At 59.6% G+C, this 23,678-nt stretch carries 20 protein-coding genes and 1 pseudogene; 8 read left to right on the top strand and 13 right to left on the bottom strand.

Annotation, left to right across the window (positions count from 1 at the left end):
* The first annotated feature begins 16 nt into the window (after positions 1-16).
* Both K0H48_RS14905 and K0H48_RS14900 read left to right on the top strand, forming a co-directional pair.
* Positions 17-1,498: a methyl-accepting chemotaxis protein gene (locus K0H48_RS14905; protein ID WP_219268062.1), complete on the top strand. Its 1,482-nt coding sequence runs from the start codon at positions 17-19 to the stop codon at positions 1,496-1,498.
* Positions 1,499-1,607: 109 nt separating this feature from the next.
* Positions 1,608-1,856, top strand: a pseudogene (locus tag K0H48_RS14900) (terminase); the annotation flags it as partial.
* A gap of 6 nt (positions 1,857-1,862) precedes the next feature.
* Here the strand turns inward: K0H48_RS14900 and K0H48_RS14895 are convergent.
* The 3 genes from K0H48_RS14895 to K0H48_RS14885 all read right to left on the bottom strand — a co-directional run bounded on the left by K0H48_RS14895 (position 1,863) and on the right by K0H48_RS14885 (position 3,833).
* Positions 1,863-2,660, bottom strand: coding sequence for an acyl-CoA thioesterase II (locus K0H48_RS14895; protein WP_219268060.1), 798 nt, complete (start codon positions 2,658-2,660; stop codon positions 1,863-1,865).
* A gap of 90 nt (positions 2,661-2,750) precedes the next feature.
* Entirely contained in the window at positions 2,751-3,512 is a 762-nt protein-coding gene (locus K0H48_RS14890; protein ID WP_219268059.1) for a CHAD domain-containing protein, read from the bottom strand.
* A 42-nt stretch (positions 3,513-3,554) separates the two neighbouring features.
* Positions 3,555-3,833, bottom strand: a complete 279-nt coding sequence (locus tag K0H48_RS14885; protein WP_010176194.1) for a hypothetical protein — start codon at positions 3,831-3,833, stop codon at positions 3,555-3,557.
* 197 nt (positions 3,834-4,030) lie between these two features.
* On the opposite strand from K0H48_RS14885, the gene K0H48_RS14880 reads away from it, so the two are divergent.
* A complete protein-coding gene (locus K0H48_RS14880) occupies positions 4,031-5,068 on the top strand; it encodes a patatin-like phospholipase family protein (protein ID WP_219268058.1) in 1,038 nt (345 codons plus the stop codon).
* A gap of 122 nt (positions 5,069-5,190) precedes the next feature.
* Here the strand turns inward: K0H48_RS14880 and K0H48_RS14875 are convergent, their stop codons facing one another.
* The 6 genes from K0H48_RS14875 to kdpF form a co-directional block, all read right to left on the bottom strand.
* Positions 5,191-5,880, bottom strand: a complete 690-nt coding sequence (locus K0H48_RS14875) for a response regulator (protein WP_017136125.1) — start codon at positions 5,878-5,880, stop codon at positions 5,191-5,193.
* Positions 5,881-5,917: 37 nt separating this feature from the next.
* Positions 5,918-8,569, bottom strand: coding sequence for a sensor histidine kinase KdpD (locus K0H48_RS14870; RefSeq protein WP_219268057.1), 2,652 nt, complete (start codon positions 8,567-8,569; stop codon positions 5,918-5,920).
* Positions 8,570-8,695: 126 nt separating this feature from the next.
* A complete protein-coding gene (kdpC, locus tag K0H48_RS14865; RefSeq protein WP_219268056.1) occupies positions 8,696-9,241 on the bottom strand; it encodes a potassium-transporting ATPase subunit KdpC in 546 nt (181 codons plus the stop codon).
* 83 nt (positions 9,242-9,324) lie between these two features.
* On the bottom strand, positions 9,325-11,388 hold the full coding sequence (gene kdpB, locus K0H48_RS14860) for a potassium-transporting ATPase subunit KdpB (protein ID WP_219268055.1): 2,064 nt from the start codon (positions 11,386-11,388) through the stop codon (positions 9,325-9,327).
* A gap of 15 nt (positions 11,389-11,403) precedes the next feature.
* Entirely contained in the window at positions 11,404-13,104 is a 1,701-nt protein-coding gene (gene kdpA / locus K0H48_RS14855; protein ID WP_219268054.1) for a potassium-transporting ATPase subunit KdpA, read from the bottom strand.
* Between the two features lie 9 nt (positions 13,105-13,113).
* Complete coding sequence (kdpF, locus tag K0H48_RS14850; protein ID WP_003218754.1) at positions 13,114-13,203, bottom strand: K(+)-transporting ATPase subunit F; 90 nt, start codon at positions 13,201-13,203, stop codon at positions 13,114-13,116.
* Positions 13,204-13,616: 413 nt separating this feature from the next.
* On the opposite strand from kdpF, the gene eat reads away from it, so the two are divergent.
* Both eat and K0H48_RS14840 read left to right on the top strand, forming a co-directional pair.
* Positions 13,617-14,981 carry an ethanolamine permease gene (gene eat, locus K0H48_RS14845; protein WP_138816125.1) on the top strand — a complete coding sequence of 455 codons (1,365 nt, stop codon included), beginning with the start codon at positions 13,617-13,619 and terminating at the stop codon, positions 14,979-14,981.
* Positions 14,982-15,092: 111 nt separating this feature from the next.
* Positions 15,093-15,260 (top strand): DUF2897 family protein, encoded by a 168-nt coding sequence (locus K0H48_RS14840; protein ID WP_065911946.1) that lies wholly within the window; start codon positions 15,093-15,095, stop codon positions 15,258-15,260.
* 6 nt (positions 15,261-15,266) lie between these two features.
* On the opposite strand, the gene K0H48_RS14835 is transcribed toward K0H48_RS14840, so the two are convergent.
* Together K0H48_RS14835 and K0H48_RS14830 are read right to left on the bottom strand one after the other, a co-directional pair.
* Positions 15,267-16,115, bottom strand: coding sequence for a DUF1989 domain-containing protein (locus tag K0H48_RS14835; RefSeq protein ID WP_138816126.1), 849 nt, complete (start codon positions 16,113-16,115; stop codon positions 15,267-15,269).
* A gap of 14 nt (positions 16,116-16,129) precedes the next feature.
* Positions 16,130-16,774, bottom strand: a complete 645-nt coding sequence (locus tag K0H48_RS14830; protein ID WP_219268204.1) for a GntR family transcriptional regulator — start codon at positions 16,772-16,774, stop codon at positions 16,130-16,132.
* Positions 16,775-16,906: 132 nt separating this feature from the next.
* On the opposite strand from K0H48_RS14830, the gene K0H48_RS14825 reads away from it, so the two are divergent.
* Positions 16,907-17,485 carry a TetR/AcrR family transcriptional regulator gene (locus K0H48_RS14825; RefSeq protein ID WP_219268053.1) on the top strand — a complete coding sequence of 193 codons (579 nt, stop codon included), beginning with the start codon at positions 16,907-16,909 and terminating at the stop codon, positions 17,483-17,485.
* Positions 17,486-17,512: 27 nt separating this feature from the next.
* On the opposite strand, the gene K0H48_RS14820 is transcribed toward K0H48_RS14825, so the two are convergent.
* Entirely contained in the window at positions 17,513-17,845 is a 333-nt protein-coding gene (locus tag K0H48_RS14820; RefSeq protein ID WP_219268052.1) for a helix-hairpin-helix domain-containing protein, read from the bottom strand.
* 111 nt (positions 17,846-17,956) lie between these two features.
* The gene (locus tag K0H48_RS14815; RefSeq protein ID WP_219268051.1) at positions 17,957-19,951 is read right to left on the bottom strand and encodes a nucleoside-diphosphate sugar epimerase/dehydratase; all 1,995 of its coding nucleotides are present in this window, start codon (positions 19,949-19,951) and stop codon (positions 17,957-17,959) included.
* Positions 19,952-21,141: 1,190 nt separating this feature from the next.
* Here K0H48_RS14815 and wecB point away from each other — a divergent pair.
* Complete coding sequence (wecB, locus tag K0H48_RS14810) at positions 21,142-22,281, top strand: non-hydrolyzing UDP-N-acetylglucosamine 2-epimerase (protein WP_219268050.1); 1,140 nt, start codon at positions 21,142-21,144, stop codon at positions 22,279-22,281.
* Complete coding sequence (wecC, locus tag K0H48_RS14805) at positions 22,278-23,543, top strand: UDP-N-acetyl-D-mannosamine dehydrogenase (protein ID WP_219268049.1); 1,266 nt, start codon at positions 22,278-22,280, stop codon at positions 23,541-23,543. Before wecB ends, wecC begins: the two co-directional genes overlap by 4 nt.
* The last annotated feature ends 135 nt before the right edge of the window (positions 23,544-23,678 follow it).

Genomic DNA, 23,678 nt, shown 5'->3' with positions numbered 1-23,678 from the left:
TCAGAGAAAACCTTCCATGGGTGCCTGGCTTAGCAATATCTCGCTGAAATACAAATTCTGGGCCGTCAATGCGGTCGCTTTCATCACCACGCTGCTGCTGGTGTTGTATGCCGTGCAGCTCGAACAACAGGCCCGCAGCGATGCGTCACGGGCCTCGGCCCAGGCGCAAGCGCGACTACTCGGCGCCTGGCCGGCCAACACTCCATTACCCAAAGATGAACATTGGCTGACCTTTGCCCGCGGCCAAATCCCACAGTCGGCCGATCAAGATCTTTCAGCCCTGAGCGCCGCCACCGGTTGGGTCGAACTCAATCACATGCCCTTGTTCGGGGAAAACCCACTGATCGGTGCCGAAGTGGTCACCCGTGCCGATGGCCAACAGATCGCGGTACTCGCCTACGGCCGTAGCCTCAGCCAGGTTTTCGGCGAACGCTTCGCCAACTACGCCGTGGCCGTGTTGATCCTGATGCTGGCGATGCTCGGCGCCTCGCAGTTGCTGATCCGCTTCCTGCTCAGCCAACTCAACACCCTCAAGGACGTGATGCTGCACGTAGAGAAGAGCGGTGACCTGTCGGCCCGCGTGCCCCTGGCCTGCAAAGATGAAGTTGGCCAGATGGCCAGTGCCTTCAACGCCATGCAGGCCGGCTATCAGCGCGTGGTCAGCACCGTGGCGCGCACCGCCCAGCAACTCGACGATGGCGCCGCGCGCCTGGCCAGCAGCATGAACGAGGTGCAGCACGGCATGCTCGGCCAGCAAAGCGAAACCGACCAGGCCGCCACCGCCATCAATGAGATGACGGCCACCGTCTACCATATCGCCCAGCATGCCGGCGCTACCCGCGACCTGTCCCAGACCGCCGACACCCTCGCCGGCAGTGGCCAGGCAGTGGTCACTCGGGTGCAGCGCTCTATCGCCGGCTTGTCCACCGGCGTGCAGCAGACGGCCGAAATGATCCAGAAACTCGCCGAAGACAGTCAGAAAATCAACGGCGTAGTGGGCGTGATCCACAGCATCGCCGAACAAACCAACCTGCTCGCCCTCAACGCCGCCATCGAAGCCGCCCGCGCCGGCGAAATGGGCCGTGGCTTTGCCGTGGTCGCCGACGAAGTACGCAACCTGGCCAAGCGCGTACAAAGCTCCACCGACGAAATCACCCGCATGGTCTCGGCGCTGCAAGCCGGCACCCGCGATGCGGTGGACTTCATGCAAGAAAGCTCATTCAAGGCTGACGATTGTGTGCAACAGGCCCAGGAAGCCGGCGCGGCACTGGCCGAAATCACCGGCGCCGTGGCCCAGATGCGCGAAAGCAATACCCAGATTGCGGTGGCGGCCGAACAGCAAAGCCATGTGGCCGAAGAGATGAACCGTGCGGTGGTGAGCATTCGCGATGTGACCGAAAACACCGTGCAGCAGACGGTGGAGTCGGCCACCACCAGCAATGAGCTGGCGACTTTGGCTGGGGAATTGAGCAAGGCGATCGGGCAATTGAAGCTATAAGCCAAGCAAGGCTGGCTATGGCTTCCATAGCGAGTGTTGATTCGCCGTCCCACGTGCCCGCGACCTAAACTTTGTCCATGTTGTTTCAACGGACAGAGGATTAATCATCATGGGCAAACGTCACCCCAACTTCCCCGCCTGGCAATGGCGCACTCAGCCACAGGCCCACCAGCACCCCACTAACCTGGGCCTGCAACTGCTTGCCGTGCCTTTGTTGATCATTGGTTTTCTGTTGATGGTGTCTGGCGTGTTCAGCTTCAGCCTGGCCAGTGTTGCCATCGGCGTCGTCGGCCTGTTGGCGGGCGTGGCGCTGCAACGCCACGGCCGCAAGCTGGAAGCCCAGGGCAGCCAGCACTTCTGAGGCTCAGGCGAAGACCACCACAGTCTGGCGGCTGATGGCGATCAACTCGCCGCTCGGGCTCCAGAGCGCGGCAGCGGCATGGCCGTAGCCGTCGCGGGCGTGCTCGATGTTGACGTAGTACTGGCACCAGTCGAGGGTGGTCAGGTTTTGCAGCGGCTGGATGAACTCGATGGTCCAGGTCAGGGTGCTGCCCGGCGCCGGTTTGGTCAGGTGCGGCAACAAGGCCGGTGGCCAGGCGTCGACCAGGGCAAGAATATACGCCTCGGTTAGCGGTTCTTCCTTCACGTCCCCACGCAAACGCACCCAGCCGCCCATGTCGCGGGATTTATTACCGGTAAACGGCAGCCCGCCGACACTCCAGCGCATCGCCAAGTGGCGCATGAATTCGGGGGTAACGCCCTTGATATAGGGCAGCTCCTGGCACTCATCCCAGTGTTTGAACACCGGCGGCGGCTCACTCGCTACCTCAATAACCGACTCGCGGGCTGCGCCAAAGCTGGCTTGTACCAAGGTCGCCACTTCACCGTTCTGTACCACACGGCCGAGCAACTGGCTCACCGCCTTGCCTTCGCGCAGCACTTCGACCTGGTAACTGGCGGGTACATCCGGCGCTACCGGGCCGACAAAGGTGATAGCCAGCGAACGCAAAGGGCGATCCGCCGGCACGTGGGCGCGCAAGGCTTCGTATTGCAAGGCAGCCACCAGGCCACCAAAGGTTGCGCGGCCCTGCGCCCATTCAGCGGGGATGGTCACTTCCAATGGGTTGTTACGGGCGGCGTCGAGCAAATCACAAAAGCGCATGGCAACCTCACATCCAGAAAACCGATGCAGGGATCTTAACCAGCAGGCCGGCCTGGCACAGCGCCTATTCCGGCCAAAAGCCGGACCGGTCTAGAAACAATCCCTGCTGAGCTTGTCCAGCACCCGATCCGCCTGGCCTTCAGCCTTGGCCATAGTGCGCTGCCAAACCGCAACGCACGGCTGCAGGTCAGGTTGATGTTCGGCCTGGGCCAGCCATTGCCAGCAATCGTGCCAATCGCCCAGGGCGCCTTGCGCTTGCTTGAGGCGTTGCATCGCCTTGGCAGGCAGTTTATCCAGTTCCGGGTAGGCTTCGGCCGCGTAGCGCACGCGCTTGATCAGCAGCCGCAGACGGTGGCGGTCATGATCAGGGTCTTTAAGGGCGTCATCGAGTTTCTGCCATTGTTTGCCCAGACGCTTTTCGATGCGCGGGCGCAGGCCTTTGAGCAGTTTCTGGTGTTGGGAGGCGCGGATAAAACGCGGGAAGGCATCCAGAATCAGCAGCAAATGCGCGAGTTCCGGGCTTTGCGCCACCTGGCGATAGGCATCGGCTTGCAAACGCAGGCGCCGGTCGGCCGCCGCGTGATGACCGTGCTGGTGCAGGTACGCCGCCAGTACCTCGCGGTCGCGCAGCGGCGTAGTCAATTGGCCCACCGTGCTGGCGGCTAATTCCAGCTGCTCGACACCCGGCAGCCCGCGCAAGGGGCGCAACAAACTGCGCAGGCGCCGCACGGTGGTGCGCAGGTCGTGCAAGGCTTCATCGTCGGTGATGGCGGCGAGGCGAGCCTGGCAGCTCAGTAACCCTACTTCCAGGCCAATGACCTGAGCGACTAACTGATCAACCAGCACTGACATCCCTTCCCCCTTAACGATGAAACCCTATTCGCCGCTGACCGATCAACGCCCGGCGCGCGACTCACGAATATAGAAGCGCGCTTTCTCGGCCTTGTTGGAACAGCCTTCAAACGCTTCGAATTGCTGCTGGGTCTTGGCGCCGGTCAACAGCGACAAAGCCTTAGAGTAGCTCACGGTGCCGGCAAAGCCTTCGGCCTTGGCCAAATCCAACTCGTGCCAGGCCGCATCCAATTGCGTGCCACAGCTGTCGCGGTATGCGGTTTTGCCGGCACAACCGGCCAGGGCCAACACGATCACAGGCACACACATCCAGGCTTTCATCAATGACACCTCAAATATAGAAAAACAGTCGTAGGCTGTAGACGTTGCCCGCAAGGAAAAGTGCCTTGTCTACAGCCTGAAATCAGAAGCGCCGATTGCCAGAGCATACCCGAGCGTTATGGCTATTCTGGAAAAATATTTTGATGCCCTCTGCCGGTAGGCGCATTGTGGGCCACAGTTTTGCGAAGGATCAGCTCATGAAGAAACGTGTTGCCTTGGTGCTGGGCTCCGGCGGAGCCCGCGGTTACGCCCATATTGGCGTGATCGAGGAAATCGAACGGCGCGGCTACGACATCGCCTGTATCGCCGGCTGCTCCATGGGCGCCGTGGTCGGCGGGATCTATGCCGCCGGCAAGCTTGACGAATACCGCAATTGGATCGAGAGCCTCGACTACCTGGACGTGCTGCGCCTGGTGGACGTGAGCTTTCGCCTGGGGGCGATTCGTGGCGAAAAAGTCTTCGGGCAAATCCGCAAGATCGTCGGCGAGATCAATATCGAAGAGCTGCGTATTCCCTACACCGCTGTGGCCACCGACCTGACCAACCAACAGGAAATCTGGTTTCAGGAAGGCTGCCTGCACCAGGCCATGCGCGCTTCGGCGGCGATTCCGAGCCTGTTCACGCCGGTGATGCAAGGCAACCGCATGCTGGTGGACGGTGGCCTGCTTAACCCGCTGCCGATCGTGCCAGTGGTGTCGAGCCATTGCGACTTGATCATCGCGGTCAACCTCAACGCCACCAACCAGAAGCACTACCAACTGCCGGTGATCCAGCGCCCGCCGGCATTCAAGAGCCGCTTCAACAGCCTGGCCAAATCACTGGGTTCGCACCTGCCGTTTCGGCGCAAGCAGGCCGAGCAATTGATGAAGCTGGAGCAGGAAGCCTTGCAGTCCCAGGCCGCCGAAATCAACCCGTGGCTGGAGTCGGCCGAACCCGAGGCCCAACAACCTGCGGCTGCGCCTGAAAAACAAGGTGCGCCGAAGTCCGCGACCGGCTCATTTATCATCGATAACGTCGGCCCGGCGTCACTGCTGGACCTGATCAACCAGAGTTTCGAAGTGATGCAGACCTCGCTGGCGCAGTACAAGATTGCCGGTTACCCGCCGGACGTGCTGATCAACGTGCCGAAGCGGGTGTGCCGTTTTTTCGAGTTCTACAAGGCGCCGGAGTTGATCGCGTTGGGGCGGGAAATTGCCAGTGATACGTTGGATCGGTATGAGAGTGAGCAACACTGAAATAGGCGGCGTGGCTGATGGCCCTATCGCAGGCAAGCCAGCTCCCACCTTTGAATGTATTCACAGATCAAAATGTGGGAGCTGGCTTGCCTGCGATGAGGCCCGTTCAGGCACTGCAACCTTCAGGCATTCAACAACCGATACCCCACACCCGCCTCGGTCACGATAAACCGTGGCTGCGTCGGATCATCCGCCAGTTTCTGACGCAGATGGCCCACCACGATACGCAAATAATGGCTGTCTTCGGTATGGGTCGGCCCCCAGATATCCTTGAGCAATTGCTGCTGAGTGATCACCCGCCCAGGATGGCGCGCCAATTGCGCCAGCACTGCGTACTCCTTGCGCGTCAGGGCCACCTCGGCACCGTCCAGCAGCACGCGGCGATAGGCCAGGTCCACCGTCAAAGGGCCGAAACTCAACGCCGCTTCCTGGGCCTCTCCCGCTGGCGCCTGGCGCAACAAGGCGCGCACACGGGCGAGAAATTCCTGGATGCCAAAGGGTTTGGTTACATAGTCATTGGCGCCGCTGTCCAAGGCTTCGACTTTTTGCACTTCGCTGGCGCGCACCGACAGCACCAACACCGGCACCGTCGACCACTCGCGAAACTCGCGCAACACTTGCTGGCCGTCCATGTCGGGCAGGCCCAGGTCGAGCACCAGCAAATCCGGTTTGCTCAATGCCGCTTGGGCCAGGCCCTCGTTGCCGGTGCCGGCTTCGATCACCTTGTAGCCCTGGGAGGCCAGGCTGATACGCAGGAATTTGCGGATCTGCGGTTCGTCATCAATGACTAAAATCGTCGCGGTCTGGCTCATGGTGTCCAATCAAAATCCGTGGAGAAAAGAGGGTAGCTCAAGGCTCGCGCTCCGGGCCAGGTTGCGTCGGTAAGGGCAGGAACAAGCTGATGCAAGTGCCGCGCCCTTCTATACCGTCATCGACGCGGATATGCCCACCGTGAGCGCCCACCATGCCCTGGCAGATCGCCAGGCCAAGGCCCGTGCCCTGCCCGCCGCGATCACCACGGGCGGCGGTGTAAAACATATCGAAAATCTTCGCACGCTCGTCCTCGGGAATCCCCGGTCCCTCGTCGGCCACGGCAAAAAACAGCTGCTCATCGGCCACCCCGGCACTCACCTGCAAACGGCCGTGAGGCGGTGAGAAACGCGCAGCGTTTTCCAGCACATTGACCAGCGCCTGCTCGATCAACGCTGCGTGCACATACAGCAGCGGCAACTGCGCCGGCACGTCAGTGTGTACCTGCAACGGCGCCAGTACCGCGCGCAAACGGCCCAGGGCGCTGCCGACGATATCACCCGGCGAGACCCAATCGCGTGCCAGTTTCAGCGCACCGTGGCCCAGGCGTGTCATGTCCAGCAGGTTCTGGATATAGCGGTCCAGGCGCTCGGCTTCATCGCGGGTGCCTTCAAGCAATTCGCGGCGGTCCTCCAGCGGGATGGCTTCGCCGAGCGCCAGCAGGCTGTCGATGCTGCCGCGCATCGAGGTCAACGGCGTGCGCAAATCGTGGGACACCGAGGCCAGCAAAGCGCTGCGCAGTTGTTCGGTTTCGCCGTGCAGGCGCGCCGACTCCAGCTCCTGCGCCAGTTGCGCGCGCGCCAGGGCCTGAGCCAATGGCTGGCTCAATGCGGTGAGCAAACGTCGGCGTTGGCCGCTTAATTCAAGGCCGGGTTTCGGGCTGACGCCGAGCAGGCCTAGCGGCCCCTCCTCGCCCGACAGCGGCCACCACCACCAACGCCCAAACGGCAACGTGCCGGTGCCCATGCCGGCCGGTTGATCATGCTGCCAGGCCCAATCGGCGGCAGCGCGTTCGGCTTCGGTGAGGTTAAGCGCGGCGCCGGTTTCAACCTTCCAGTCGCCCTGGCCGTCACGGTTCAACAGGCACAGGTCCAGGTCGCTCCAGCCTTGCAGGTGATGGGCCGCCGCACTGATCACCGCCTGGCGATCGGTGGCCGCGGTGAGTTTGCGCGACAGGTCGAGCAATTCGCTGGTTTCTTCCTGGGTGTCGCGCAGGGCCTGCAACTGCCGACGCTGACGCGCCGCGAGGTTGCCGGTGAGCGCCGCCATCAGCAAGAAAAACAACAGGGTCAGCACGTCTTCTTCGCGCTGGATAGAAAAGGAGAAATTCGGCGGGATAAACAGAAAGTCATAGGCCAGGAACGACAGCGCCGCACACAGCAGCGACGGCCCCAGGCTGCTGCGCACGCCGACCAGCAGTACCGCCGCAAGAAACACCAACGAGATATTCGGCAGCGGCAACACACTGGCCACCGCCCAGGCCAATGCTGCCGCGACGATGGTTGCAACCACCGCCAGCCCGTAGTCGAACCACACCAGCCCGCGCACATCCGGCAAGCGTGGTGGTGCAGGCATATCGTCGCTGTCGAGGACGTTGATCTCCAAACCCCGCGCATTGCGCAGCAAGCGTGCTGCCAAGCCACCCCCGAACAACCGGCGCCGCCAGCGCATCCGCGACTGCCCTACCAATACCAGGCTGGCGCGGCGTTCGGCAGCATGCTGGATCAGCGTTTTGGCCACTTCGCCGGCGCGCAGCAACACCACCTCGCCGCCGAGCCGCTCAGCCAGTTGCTGGGCATTTTGCAGGCGCAGGCGCGATTGCTCGTCGCGTGCGCGGCCGTTATCGATGTGCACCAGGCTCCACGGCAAATGCCGGCGCTGGGCCACGCGGCTGGCGTGACGCACCAGGCGTTCGGCCTGCGCATCGCCATCCACGCCCACCAGCAAACGCCCGCGCACCGCCGGGGCAGCCTGGCCGAGCTGGCGGTAGCCTTGGGCCAAATCGTCATCGACGTGGGCAGCGGCGGTTTGCATGGCCAGCTCGCGCAGGGCCATGAGGTTGGTCTGGGTGAAGAATGCGTCGATGGCGGCGCGGGCCTGTTCCGGCACATACACCTTGCCGTCGCGCAGGCGCTCCAGCAATTCACGGGATGGCAGGTCGATCAGCAGCAGCTCGTCGGCCTCTTGCAGCACCCAATCCGGCAAGGTTTCACGCACTTGCACGCCGGTGATGCCTCGCACCTGATCGTTAAGGCTTTCCAGATGCTGGACGTTGACCGTGGTGAACACGTTGATGCCGGCGGCAAGCAGTTCCTGGATGTCTTGCCAGCGTTTTTCATGGCGGCTGCCGGGGGCGTTGCTGTGGGCCAGCTCATCCACCAGCACCAGCTTGGGCTTGGCGGCGAGCAGGCCGTCGAGGTCCATTTCTTCGAGCATCACGCCCCGGTATTCGCTGCGCAGCAAGGGTTGCTGCGGCAAGCCGCTGAGCAAGGCTTCGGTCTCGGCGCGGCCGTGGGTTTCAACCACGCCAGCGATCAGGCGCACGCCCTGGCGCAGTTGGGTGTGGGCGGCCTGGAGCATGGCGTAGGTCTTGCCCACACCGGGCGCGGCGCCGAGGAAGACTTTGAGCCGGCCACGGCCGTCCCGTGGCAGATCGGCTAACAGGGCATCGGCGCGGCCGGAGTCGCTCATGCTTTGGGGTTCCTTCAGGTGTTTATTTGGAGTCCTTCAGGCCCTCATCGCGGGCGAGCCCGCTCCCACATTTGGAATGCATTTCCCTGTGGGAGCCGGGCTTGCCCGCGATGAGGGCACCACGGCTTACAACTTTTCCAGCGCCATGTTCAGCGCCAGCACATTCACCACCGGCGGCCCCACCAGCGGGCTTTCGATGTGCTCATCGAGCAAGCGCTGCAGTGTAGACACCGGAACATTTCGCGCCGCCGCCACTCGCGCCAGTTGATAGGCAATCGCCGCCGGTGGCAAGTGCGGATCAAGGCCGCTGCCGGAGGTCGTCAGGGAAACCAAAGGCACCGGCCCCTGGCCTGGCACCAGTTGTTTATTGGCGTCATCAAAAATGCGCGTGGCCAATGCCGGGTTGCTTGGGCCCAGGTTGCTGGCGCTGCTGGAGACCGTGGCGAACGCGCCGGCCGATGGCCGTGGGTGGAACCAGCTGTCACCGGTAAAATCCTGGGCGATCAGGCTGGAGCCGCGCACTTTGCCCTCGGCGTCACGCACCAGGCTGCCGTTGGCCTGGTCGGGGAACGCAACTTGGGCGACGCCGGTGACCACCAGCGGGTAGGCAACGCCGGTGATCAGGGTCATGAGGACCAGCAGGCTCAGGGCCGGGCGGATCAGGGTGGACATTTCAAATTCCTCGATTCATTTATCAGCGCAGGACGCGGAGCGTCCGGGGCGGCATTCCCACGCGGAGCGTGGGAACGATCCAGTTACACCAGGTGCAGTGCGGTCAGGAGCATGTCGATCGCCTTGATGCCCACGAACGGCACCAGGAGCCCGCCCAGCCCGTAGATCAGCAGGTTGCGGCGTAGCAACGCCGCCGCACTCGCCGCCTGTACGCGCACACCGCGCAGTGCCAGGGGAATCAACACCACGATAATCAGCGCGTTGAAGACGATGGCCGAGAGAATCGCGCTCTGCGGGCTCTGCAAGTGCATCACGTTGAGCACGCCCAGTTGCGGGTAGATCGAGGCGAACAGCGCCGGCAAAATCGCGAAGTATTTGGCCACGTCGTTGGCGATGGAAAAGGTCGTCAACGCGCCGCGTGTCACCAGCAGTTCCTTGCCGATCTGCACCACGTCCAACAGCTTGGTCGGGTCGCTGTCGAGGTCGACCATATTGGCCGCTTCGCGAGCGGCCTGGGTGCCGTCGTTCATCGCCATGCCGACGTCGGCCTGGGCCAGCGCCGGGGCGTCGTTGGCGCCGTCGCCGCACATCGCAACCAGGCGACCGTCGTTCTGCTCGTGGCGGATGCGCGCGAGTTTTTTTTCTGGGGTGGCTTCGGCCAGCACGTCGTCCACACCCGCTTCAGCGGCAATTGCGGCGGCAGTCAGCGGGTTGTCGCCGGTGACCATCACGGTGCGAATCCCCAGTTTGCGCAATTCGGCAAAACGTTCGCGGATACCCGGCTTGACCACGTCTTTGAGGTGAATCGCGCCGAGCAGTTTGCCATCGGCGCATACCAGCAATGGCGTGCCGCCGCTCTGGGCGATCTTGTCGATTTCCCGCGAGAGTGCCGGTTGCAGGTCACCGCGTTGTTGGCCGATAAACGCCAGCAGTGAATCGACCGCGCCTTTGCGGAACACCCGGCCTTGATAGTCGACACCGGACAAGCGCGTTTCAGCACTGAACGGCACGGAGGTCAGCTCGTCCAGGGTTGGCTCGGCCTGAGGATGCAGCGCGCGCAGGTATTCAACGATTGATTTGCCTTCCGCCGTGTCGTCCGCCAGGGACGCCAGCAACGCGCCTTCAGCCAGGTCGCGACCACTGACGCCAGGCGCGGCGATCACGGCTGCACAACGACGGTTGCCGAAGGTGATGGTGCCGGTTTTATCCAGCAGCAACACATGCACGTCACCCGCTGCTTCCACGGCACGCCCGGATTTGGCGATGACGTTGAGGCGTACCAGGCGGTCCATACCGGCAATACCGATGGCCGACAACAGGCCGCCGATGGTGGTCGGAATCAGCGTCACCAGCAGCGCGACCAGGAACACCAGCGGCAAGCTGCCATTGGCGAAGTGGGCGAACGGCTGCAGGGTGACCACCACCAGCAGGAAGATCAGCGTAAGGCCGATCAGCAGGATATCCAGCGCCACTTCGTTGGGGGTTTTCTGGCGTTTGGCGCCTTCCACCAATGCAATCATGCGGTCCAGGGTGGACTCACCCGGGTTGACGGTGATGCGCACCAGCAACCAATCCGACACCAGCCGCGTGTTGCCGGTAACGGCCGAACGGTCGCCGCCGGATTCACGGATGACCGGCGCAGATTCGCCGGTGATTGCCGCCTCGTTGACGGCCGCAATACCTTCGATGACCTCGCCGTCACCGGGGATCATCTCCCCGGCGGCGACGCGCACCACATCGCCTTTGCGCAGGCTGGTGGCCGGCACGACTTTGAAGCTGCCGTCGGCCTCTTTGCGGCGTGCGCTGAGGCCTTCGCTGCCAGCCTTGAGGCTGTCGGCGCGGGCCTTGCCGCGACCTTCAGCCAAGGCTTCGGCGAAGTTGGCGAACAGCACGGTGAACCACAGCCATACGGCGATCTGTACGGCGACAAAGGTCGGCACCGCCGTGTCCGGCACAAAGCACAGCACGGTGGTGAGGATGGCGGTCAGTTCGACCACCAGCATCACCGGCGAGCGCTGCAGTTGGCGTGGGTCGAGCTTGACGAACGCCTGGACCAGCGCCGGGCGCCACAAGGCGGAGATCGCAGTTTTTGGCGGTTCCTGGGTGTTCACAGGAGCGGCGTTTTTTGCAGGCATATTCATTTTCATATCCCCTTTAGCTCTTTATTTAGGAGCAGCCATGCTCAAGTGTTCAGCAATGGGGCCCAGCGCCAGCGTTGGCAGGAAAGTCAGGCCGCCCACCAGCAAAATGGTCACGGTCAACAGGGTCACGAACAGCGGGCCATGGGTGGGGAAGCTGTTCTGGCCAATCGGTGCGGTTTTCTTCATCGCCAGGCTGCCGGCCAGGGCCAGTACCGGCAGGATGTAACCAAAGCGGCCGAGCAACATCGACAGGCTCATCATCAGGTTGTGAAAGGTGGTGTTGGCGCTGAAGCCGCCGAACGCCGAACCGTTGTTGGCACTGGCCGAGGTGTAGGCGTACAGCAACTGGCTGAAACCGTGCGGGCCAGGGTTACTGATGGCGCCGGCCGGGCCAGGCAGGCTGGCGGCAATGGCGCCGAGCACCAGCACGCCAACCGGCATCACCAAGAGAGTCACCACCAGCAATTGCACTTCCTTGGCCTGTAGCTTCTTGCCCAGGTATTCCGGGGTGCGGCCGATCATCAGGCCGGCGAGGAACACCGCGATCAACACGTTGAGCAACATGCCGTACATACCGGCGCCGACGCCGCCGAAGATCACTTCGCCGACCATCATGTTGACCAGCGACACCATCCCGGTCAGCGGGTTGAGGCTGTCTTGCATGCCATTGACCGAACCGTTGGACGCCGCTGTGGTGGCCACCGACCACAGCACCGTGCCGGTGGTACCGAAGCGCGCTTCTTTGCCTTCCAGCGGTGCGGTTTGTTCAACCGCCGGGTTATTCAGCGTCGGGTTGGGCTGGTATTCGGCCCACATCGACGTCGCGCCGCCGATCAGGAACAGCGCCAGCATGCAGCCGAGAATTGCGCGGCTCTGACGCAGGTCCTTCACGTAGTGGCCGAAGGTGAACACCAGCGCCACCGGGATCAGGATGATTGCCGACAGCTCGAACAGGTTGGCCCAGGCTGTCGGGTCTTCAAACGGGTGCGCCGAGTTGACGCCAAAGAAGCCGCCGCCATTGGTGCCCAGTTGTTTGATCGCAATCTGGCTGGCGGCCGGGCCGAGTGGGATCACTTGGTCCACGCCCTGCATCGTCACGGCATTCGCATAATGCGCGAAGGTTTGCGGCACGCCCTGCCACACCAGGAACAACGCGAACACCAGGCACATCGGCAGCAGGCCGTAGAGGGTGGCGCGGGTCATGTCGACCCAGAAGTTGCCCAGGGTCTTGGTGGACTTGCGCCCGATACCACGGCACAGCGCGACCAGCACAGCCAGGCCGGTGGCGGCGCTGACGAAGTTCTGCACGGTGAGGCCGATCATCTGGCTGAGGTAGCTCAGGGAGGCTTCACCGCTGTAGTTCTGCCAGTTGGTGTTGGTCATGAAACTGACCGCGGTGTTGAAGGCCAGCGTCCACTCCTGACCCGGCAATTTCTGCGGGTTGAGTGGCAGATATTCCTGGAACAACAGCACAGCAAACAGCAACACAAAACCGGCCAGGTTGAACGCCAGCAGCGCCAGCGCGTACTTCTGCCAGCTCTGTTCCTGGTGCTCGTCCACGCCGGACAGGCGATAACACGCGCGCTCGACCGGGCCGAGCACCGGCGAGAGCCAGGTGCGCTGGCCTTCCATCACCTTGTAGTAGAACCGCCCCAGGAACGGTGCCGGCACCAGCACCACGGCAAAGAAGGCGATGATCAGCCAATAGTCATAACTGTGCATAGCCTGCTCCTAGTTCCGATCCGCGCGTAACAGCGCAACCAGCAGATAAATGAACAGTGCCACGGCCAATAGCAGTGACACCCCGTCCAGAACGCTCATGGAAGTCTCTCCGTTTTGCGGCGATTGCCGCGTGTGAGGCAATTGTCGGCAGGAGTGGCGTAAAGGAACGAGAGCGAGGGTATGGGCGGGGCGTAAAGACGGCGTAAAGAGTGGGTTTATGCGGGGTTTACAGGGGGATTTTCAGCGTCTTGGCGGGCCTCATCGCGGGCAAGCCCGGCTCCCACCTTTGATCGCTGCCCACCAAGCCACCTCGGTCACCTGTGGGAGCCGGGCTTGCCCGCGATGGCGTCAACAAGGTCACCACTGCCCCCATCTGGTGCGATCCCGAAAAAATTCAAACGTCAAACCGTCCCCGTGGCGACAGTTCAGCGCCTTTACGACATGAGTTCCGGCGATGGCATGGCCGCTGCAACACCCACAACCATTCCAACCAGTTCAGGGAGCGCGACACGATGAACACACAACTCAAACCCACCTTGGGCACCCTGCATTTGTGGGGCATTGCCGTCGGGCTGGTGATTTCCGGCGAATACTTCGGCTGGAGCTATGGCTGGGGCGTGGCCGGTACGCTGGGTTTTCTGGTGACCTCGTTGATGGTCGCCGCCATGTACACCTGCTTTATATTCAGTTTCACCGAGCTGACGACTGCGATCCCCCACGCAGGCGGGCCGTTTGCCTACAGCCGTCGCGCCTTTGGCGAAAAAGGCGGCTTGATCGCCGGCCTGGCGACATTGATCGAATTTGTCTTCGCACCGCCCGCGATTGCCTTGGCCATTGGCGCTTACCTGAACGTGCAGTTCCCGGCACTCGACCCGAAACACGCGGCCGTGGGTGCCTACATCGTGTTCATGGGCCTGAATATTCTGGGGGTGAAGCTTGCCGCCACCTTTGAACTGGTGGTGTGCGTGCTCGCCGTTGCTGAATTGCTGGTGTTTATGGGCGTGGTTGCGCCGGCGTTCAGTTTCAGCAATTTCGCCCTGAACGGCTGGGCCGGCTCCGACACCTTTGGCGCGCCGGCCATTGCCGGGATGTTCGCCGCGATCCCTTTCGCCATCTGGTTCTTTCTCGCCATCGAAGGCGCGGCCATGGCGGCTGAAGAGGCGAAAGACCCCAAGCGCACCATTCCAAAAGCCTACATCAGCGGCATCCTGACCTTGGTGATCCTGGCCATGGGCGTGATGTTCTTCGCCGGTGGCGTGGGCGACTGGCGCACCCTGTCGAACATCAACGATCCGTTGCCGCAAGCGATGAAAAGCGTGGTGGGCACCGGTTCCGGCTGGCTGCACATGCTGGTGTGGATCGGCCTGTTTGGCCTGGTGGCGAGCTTTCACGGCATCATCCTCGGCTATTCGCGCCAGTTCTTTGCCCTGGCCCGCGCCGGTTACTTGCCGCCGTTCCTGGCCAAACTCTCGCGTTTTCAAACACCACATCGGGCAATCATTGCCGGCGGTGTGGTCGGCATCGCCGCGATCTACAGTGATGGCCTGATCAACCTGGGTGGCATGACGCTGACCGCAGCGATGATCACCATGGCGGTGTTCGGTGCCATTGTGATGTACATCATGAGCATGCTCAGCCTGTTCAAGCTGCGTAAGACCGAACCGCTGCTGGAGCGCACCTTCCGTGCGCCGGGCTACCCGATCGTGCCGGCTGTTGCGCTGGTATTGGCGCTGGTGTGCCTGGTGGCCATGGCCTGGTTCAATGCGCTGATCGGCCTGATATTCCTCGGTTTTATGCTGGCGGGGTTCATCTACTTCCAGCTGACCGCCCAAGACCGTGCCGATGCACCCGCTGACGCGATGTTGACCGGGCTCTAAGGTTAACGAGGCGGAACAGGCCTACAATGAACTACTCAGAAAGCCTGTTACTCAAAGCCGTTATTAGCGTGGGAACATCCTCCCACGTTAGTCCGCCTCAAGGAGAGCCTTATGCCGTGGTATGCGTGGTTGATTTTAGTGGTAGCGATCGGGTCGATCGTCGGTGGGCTGCTGATGCTGCGTGACAGCGCCAACAAGGTGGAACTCACCGACGACCAACGCAAACGCGTGGCCGAGCGCAACGCCCAGGCGGATGCCAAGGACGCGCAAGACCGCTGAAGCGGGTTATTCCCAGTCTGCCTTGGCAATATGCAAGCCGTGCTGCCCCTTGTAGGCAGCACGCTCTGGCTGGCTCCAGCCGTTGAGCAACTCATCCTCCAAGCGATAGATCTCTACGCCCAGCGGCCGGCACACGGTCAATGGGTCTTGTGCGTCCGGCCCCCACATCGGCAGCGACAGGTCCCCGCCCGGGCAGGTCGACAATGCACACAGCAAATCAATCTCGGCAAAAAACTCCAGGTAATCGCCCTTCTGCGCCGGGCAAGCTTTCATGAAGTACATATCGTCGTGATTAAGGCCGGTGCACTGGAAAATATTCAACACGTCGTGCACGTCAAACTCGGTCAGGCCATGGGGCAGCACGGCGCGGGTCAAATTGGAATGGCAGTGGTGATGGAAGTCTTCGCCGGTGAGCATGCGGTTCACATACGGATCACAACGGGTGCCGAGCAGATCGTGCAGGCGCCCACCGTGTTCATCGATGCCATAGCTCGCCAGGCTGTCATCGGTGATGGTCACCAAAGGCCGCAGGAACGGCAGGTTCGACCACAAGCGGTCGTGAGTGCTGACATGGGCGCCCTGCAACTGCCGCGTGCGTGCCGCCCATAGGCGTTCGCGCGGGTCATTGGCGTTCCACACGTTGAAATCGCCGACCTGTGGGCCGACCGGCGTCGTCACGCGAAACACATGCCCGGCCGGCACCTTCCAAGCCCTGCCCGTGCGAATCGGCACTTCGAACTGCTCGATCAATGTGCGTTTATCCGCCTGGTCGCGAATACGCGCGTAGAAGGCCGTGTCCACTTGCAGCGCCGAGCCTTTGCTGACCTGATAGGCGGCCGGGTAGTCTTTATACATGGGTGCAATCTCCATCAAGGGTAATCAAACAGCGCCAGGGACAGGCGTTCAGAGTCGTGCAGGTAAAGGCTCATCGCCTCCTGCGCAGCTGATTTATTGCCGTTTACCAGCAAGGTGTAGATCTCACGATCACGCTCCAGCCAGGGCGACTGAAAACGTTGCTCATCGGGCGCCGCGCAAAACACCAGGCGCAATTGAGCGATCACCTGGGCGAAGAACTCGTCGAATAATGGGCTGCGCATCAACCCGACAATCTGCTGGTGGAACACCAGGCTGTGAGTGGCAACGGCGCGCCAATCTTCACGCTCGCGCGCCAGCGTGGTGGCTTCGATGGCATTTTGCATGCGTACGTCGTGGTCGCCCGTCAGCGTGCCGCTCTGGGCGATGGCCTGCAGCTCAAGGGTACGGCGGACCACAAACAGATCACGCACTTCGTCGCGCGCCACACGCCGGACCATCACGCCTTTGTTGCGCACATAGCGGGTGAGCCCTTCCTGCCCCAAACGGTGCAGCGCTTCGCGAATGGTATTGCGCGAGACGTTATAGCGCTTGACCAGGTCCACTTCGACCAGCGCCATCCCCGGTAACAGCTGCCCACCCATGATGTCGGCGCGCAGTTCAAGGGCAATCTGATCGGCGAGAGACAAGTTGAGCGTCATCATTGCGCCTCGATTGTTGAACAATTCATGCAGCAGATGTAATCACTTTTCATGCCAAGCCGCTGAATCCTGTCTCTATGGGTAAACGGGCGCAACTCCGCTAAAATGCGCACTCGTTCTCGAGGCCGTCCTATGCGTTATTCAACAGACCACAAAGCCCAGACTCACCAACGCATCATCAAGGAAGCCTCCGTCCGATTTCGCCGCGACGGCATTGGTGCTACCGGCCTGCAGCCCTTGATGAAAGCGTTGAACCTGACACACGGCGGGTTCTATGCGCATTTCAACTCCAAGGATGAACTGGTGGACAAGGCCCTTCTGGCCGCCGCCGCAGAACTGGATGCACACTGCGCAATGTTGTTCGGCCAGGAACGGCCGCTGGATGCGTTCATCGACAGCTACCTGTCGCCATGGCACCAGACCTCACCGGGTGAAGGCTGCCCGCTGCCCACGATGTCGTCGGAGTTGGGCCTGCGAGGGCAGCATAGTCCGGTAACGGATGCGGTACTTGAAGCCAGGCTGACTCAGATCGATTCAGCATTGGCGCACCCAAAGGGTGATCACGAGAGCCTGGTACTGATGTCAACGTTGGTGGGCGCATTGGTGTTGGCCAGAAGCGTCGAAAGCCCGGAACTGGCAGCCCGCATCCTGGAAGTGGTACGCGGGAGTTTGAAAGAACAGGTCGCGGATAATCAAAAGGCCGGTCAATGACCGGCCTTCTGCACAGGGTTTATACCCTTAGTTGATTGCCAGCCTGTCGCGGTTTTTCTCCAGCAACGCCTTGCCGATACCTTTGACCTCCAGCAATTCGTCTACCGCGGTGAAAGGGCCATTGCTGTCGCGATAGGCGATGATCGCCTTGGCCTTGGCGGCGCCAATTCCGAACAGATCACGGCGCAGTGCCTCCGCGTCGGCGGTGTTGAGATTGACCTTGGTGGATTGTTCGGCGTTGGCCATCTGGGCCGTAATCGGCGCTGGGGCTTCGGGTTTTGCGGAGGGGGCTGCGGTAGTCGCTACGGAAATGCTGGTGAGAAAGGCAAAGATCAGGGAAGAGATGTAGGTGTTTTGCATTGCTGACGCTCCATGACATCGGTAGAAGAAAAGCAGCTTTCCAAAAGCTGCTTTCCTAACTTAGGCGATGTGGGCAGAGAGTCAAAAACGGGTGAGTAACAGGGTGTTAACTCACGGCTCCAAACGGCGCTGCTGGTAGATCCAATCGACGATTTCGCCGTCGGGAGAATAGCCACTGACTGTTTCGCGCAGGATCTGACGCACACGGGTGTAGTCGTCCTCACTCACCGCGCCAAGCAATTCGCTCAGTTTGCTCTTGAGTACGTCCCACGCCAGGTGATCCTCGTTGGCGCTCATAATCATCGGGTGCTGGGTAGCTACGACGTTGTTGCCGATCAGCAACTCCTCGTAAAGCTTTTCGCCTGGCCGCAATCCGGTAAACTCGATCGCGATATCCCCGTGAGGATTTTTATCCGTGCGCACACTCAGCCCGGACAAATGAATCATCTTTTCCGCAAGCTCTACAATTTTCACGGGTTCACCCATGTCCAGAACGAACACGTCCCCCCCCTGCCCCATGGAACCGGCCTGGATCACCAGTTGGGCAGCTTCGGGGATGGTCATGAAGTAACGCGTAATTTTTGGGTGTGTGACGGTCAATGGACCGCCTGCCTTGATCTGCCGGTGAAACAGCGGAATCACTGAGCCGGAAGAACCCAGTACATTGCCGAACCTCACCATCGTGAAGCGCGTTTTGTTTACGCGTGCCACCCCAGACTTGTCGCCAAACATCACCGGAGCTTTTTCAACGCTCAGAGCTTGCAGGGCTAATTCTGCAAGGCGCTTGGTACTCCCCATCACATTAGTGGGTCGAACAGCCTTGTCGGTGGAAATCAGCACAAAGTTCACCACACCGGCTTTCAAGGCTGCCTGGGCGGTATTCAAAGTACCAATGATGTTATTCAACACACCTTCGGCGATATTGTGTTCGACAATCGGCACATGCTTATACGCAGCCGCATGATAAACCGTGTCGACGTGCCAGCTCTTCATAACGTCGAGTAATTTATTCTCGTCGCGTACCGAACCCAGGATAGGCAATAACTTAACGGGCATTGACTCATGCGCAACGCGGTGCTCAAGTTCGGACAGAATACTGTAGAGGTTAAATTCGCTGTGTTCGAACAAGAGTAAGGTCTTGGGTTTCTGCGCCAAAATCTGCCGGCATAGCTCCGACCCAATCGAACCCCCTGCTCCAGTGACCAAGACAGACTGGCCAACGATACAACGTGCAAGCAGGTCTTCCTGGGCTGGTACTGCATCACGCCCCAGCAAGTCGGCAATATCGACTTCTTGAATATCGTCGACCTTGACGCGCCCACTGGCCAGGTCCATAAAATCAGGAACGCTGCGCACATGCAGCGGAAAACGCTCAAGGTTAGAGAGAATCTCACGCCTGCGCCCGCGGCCCGCGGAAGGCACTGCAAGCAATATCTGCTGAGCGCCCGTTGTGTCGATCATCTGCTGAATATGCTTTGGCTTGAACACCTGCAGCCCAGATATAACACGACCTGCGATACTCCCGTCGTCGTCGATAAAGGCCACCGGCCGCATGACACGCCCCATGCGCAACGCCGCGACCAACTGATTACCCGCCGAGCCGGCGCCGTAAATGGCAACTTTCGTCAACCCATCATCACGATTGGTAAAGGGAACATGCTGCGCTGCAGAGAACCAATCCCCCATGAAGTACTGGCGCATCGCTAGTCTCAGCCCGCCTACCGTAACCAGGCACAACCACCAATAATTGAAAATAACCGAGCGTGGGACAACGTATTGATGGTTGCTGTAAAGATAGACAGCCAAACCCAGAATAAGTGAAGAAAGGCTCACCGCTTTGATGATAGTAATAAGTGCATCGTTACCAAAGTAACGCATGACGGCGCGGTACATGCCAAAGCGAACAAACAGCGGAATAGCGATAACCGGAGCGCTCACGAACAGCCATAAGTATCGCTGGATCGGCTGCTCCATCTCGGCAATCCCAAGTCGTACGGCGAAGGCCATCCATAATGAAATCCACACCAATAAAATATCGACAAGCACCTGAAGAATGCGCTTGTGGCGGCGCGGGAGATTTAATAAAAAAACTCTCATCTTATCCATGCCCCTCTCCAACACTTTTTCACGCTCCTAGAATCAAAACCCTGCCCGCGAATAGACGAAAATAGCGATCCACAATGAATAACCGGCACCGAACAAAATTGTACAGGCGCGGCAATTGCATCAAAATCTCCTTTCAGAAAAATCGCACTCCTTTGACGATCTTTCCTTGGGTTAATAACCCCTATTCTGTACAGAAAACACCACGGTGTTACTCGACACCTACAGTAAGCACCTTGGATGGGATGATACCCTTGTTGTGTCAGAAATCCTTTGAAATCCTTTGTCAGCCCCCAAAAAAACCAGGATGGGTGAGCGTTGCCCCCTACAAAACCGCGGGGTTCGAGCGCTCACGAACAAAACATGGCGAACACCTGACAAGCTGCTAGGCTTGGCCCGAGACGTTGAATGGCAGTCACATCATTAGCTAGCATAGCAACAGTCCCGTATAGCAAAATGTAACAAAAATGGTCACCTTTAAAACAATACGAGAGAGGCTGATATCACTGTCGATGTTCATTAACGGTATAGCTGGGTTCTAAGTCCCGCCATCTAGAACGCCTCGCAAATGCCTTTGGAGAGCCAAGTCGAACAGCTGTTCCATTCCAATCTTGGAAAAAATGCGCCTAAAGAGGCTATACTCCGCAACGCGTTGATCTGCGCCGCTACAGCGGAAAGCGCTGTAGGAAAATTCTGCAAGCATCCACCACAACAAAAAAATAACTGGATCACCTGCGCTCGACGGTTGACTTTAATGATAAAGATGCTAGCCCATCATCATATTTTAACGAAACTAAACAGCTCCAATGCTAGCCAATTTGTGCCCTGGAGCCGAATGGCCGGGATACTTTAGAGTATGCGCACTACTTGCTGAGTGATCATTGCTGGTGTAGATACGCATTGCCAAACGGGACGAAAGGAGACTGCCAAAGAATCGTCACTAGACCCAGGCAACTGGCTTGGAATTCGCACGAACCTCAACACACGGGCATGCAACTGCCTGCGAGTGGAATTCCAAAAAATAACGTATGCGCAACTATCAGATGTCATGTTTCCACTATCTGATCGTGCTGTCCCGCGGCCCTGGGCCACGGCATAGCGTGTGCAAAAACGTATCACAACTGACGGGCACCCTAATCCGCGGATTATGACGTAAGCGTGCATTGATTTTTACTTTAAGTAGCGGTGTTGCGATGACTTTAAGAACCCTGTGTGTATTCGGCACACGACCTGAAGCAATCAAAATGGCTCCATTGGCGCTGAGCCTTGCAGCAGATGAGCGCTTCAATGCCAAGGTCTGCGTGACAGGACAGCACCGAGAAATGCTCGACCAAGTGCTCAGTCTCTTTGAAATCAAGCCTGATTTCGATTTGAACATCATGAAGTCCGGGCAGGATCTGACAGATGTCACCAGCGCAATCTTGCAGGGAATGAAGACTGTATTCGCAACGTTCAAACCGGATATTGTCCTGGTCCATGGCGACACAGCAACGACGTTCGCCGCCACTCTGGCTGCCTACTATCACCAAATTCCGGTTGCTCACGTCGAAGCCGGCCTGCGCACCGGAAATCTCTATTCACCGTGGCCCGAAGAGGCAAACCGCAAGCTGACTGGCGCTCTCGCGGCATTGCACTTCGCGCCGACTGAAACGTCCAGGCAGAACTTGCTGAGAGAGGGGGTCGCCAGCCAAAGCGTGCATGTGACCGGCAACACTGTCATTGACGCATTGCTGGATGTGGTGGGGCGAATCAAGACCCGCCCGGCCCTGCAACAGCAATTTCACCAGCAGTTCTCATTCCTGGGTGATTGCCAGCGAGTGATCCTGGTCACGGGTCATCGCCGCGAGAGTTTCGGCGGCGGCTTTGAGAATATCTGCCAGGCCTTGATCAATACCGCCAGGGAGTTCCCCGATGTCGAGATTGTGTACCCCGTACACCTGAATCCGAATGTACGCGAGCCCGTCAATCGCCTGCTCAGCGACATCCAGAATATCCATTTGATCGAACCCCTGGATTATCTGCCCTTTGTGTATTTGATGGATCGGTCTTATTTAATTTTGAGTGATTCAGGTGGCATTCAGGAAGAAGCCCCCTCTTTAGGCAAACCTGTACTGGTGATGCGTGACACCACTGAGCGTCCAGAGGCGGTCGACGCGGGCACAGTAAAACTTGTCGGCACCGAAATTGAGGCTATTACCTCTAACTTGAGAGTCCTGCTGACTGATGTTGAAGCCTATGGCCAGATGAGCTTCGCTCACAACCCCTATGGTGACGGAAAAGCATCCGCACGAATTCTCGATGCACTTTCACGAATTAAAAAGGCTAATTCATGAGCTTTGAAACTGTTTCTGTAGTCGGCCTCGGCTATATAGGGCTTCCAACGGCAGCCGTTTTCGCTGCACGTAAGAAAAAAGTCATTGGCGTCGACGTTAACCCGAACACTGTGGCAACCATCAACCGCGGCGAAATCCATATTATCGAACCGGATCTGGACATCGTCGTACGCGCCGCCGTCACCGAAGGCTATTTGCGAGCGACTGTAACCGCGGAGCCGGCCGACGCCTTCCTGATTGCCGTTCCGACACCTTTCAAGGGCGATCACGAACCTGATCTTTCCTACATCGAATCAGCCAGCCGAGCCATTGCCCCCGTCCTTAAAAAGGGTGACTTGGTCGTGCTGGAATCAACCTCTCCAGTCGGCGCTACCGAGCAAATATCTGCATGGCTGGCCGAAGCCCGTCCGGACCTGACATTTCCGCAAACCCATGGCACAGAGTCGGACATCCGCATTGCGCATTGCCCGGAGCGCGTGCTGCCGGGTCATGTACTGCGGGAGCTGATTGAAAACGATCGCATCATCGGCGGGCTTACCAGCAAATGTTCAGAGGCTGCGCGCTCTCTATATAAAACATTCGTTGAGGGTGAATGCATCATCACCGACGCCCGCACTGCCGAAATGTGCAAACTCACAGAAAACAGCTTTCGCGACGTGAATATCGCCTTTGCCAATGAACTGTCGATGATCTGCGACGAACTCAACATCAATGTATGGGAGCTGATCCGCCTTGCGAATCACCACCCTCGCGTTAATATCCTGCAACCCGGTCCAGGTGTGGGCGGCCACTGCATCGCTGTCGACCCCTGGTTCATTGTCAGCAAAACACCCGCCCGGGCGCGCCTGATCCGCACCGCAAGGGAAGTCAATGACAGCAAGCCAAAGTGGGTATTGGAGCAGGTCCAACTAGCCATTGGTCAATTCCTGCAGGAACACCCGTCGAAAACGGCCAAGGACGTTACGGTTGCATGCCTCGGGCTGGCCTTCAAGCCGGACATCGACGACTTGCGTGAGAGTCCATCCGTAGAGATCACCGCCCACATTGCCCAGTCCCATCCCGGTACTGTTCTGGCGATTGAACCGAACATCGTGCACCTGCCGGCTCGCCTTGAAGGTATTGCAACGTTGAGCGGAATCGATCAGGCGCTGTCATCTGCGCACGTAATTGTCCTGCTGGTCGATCACAGCGTATTCAAGAAAATCCCGGGCACACGCCTGTCCTCGCTCAAAGTCATCGACACACGCGGTGTGTGGGCTTGAAAAAAGCTTGATGAATCCCGCCTGGAAATCGACGCAAGCCGTTAGTATTGCGTCGGTTTCCGAGCACCGCGTTGGGCACGTTTGTTAAATGATCATGCAATTGCATTTGTCATGATGAGGTTCAAGAGGTTCTGG

The sequence above is a fragment of the Pseudomonas sp. Xaverov 259 genome (assembly GCF_019352915.1).
Classification (GTDB): domain Bacteria; phylum Pseudomonadota; class Gammaproteobacteria; order Pseudomonadales; family Pseudomonadaceae; genus Aquipseudomonas.
This window is presented reverse-complemented; position numbering and strand designations above follow the sequence as displayed.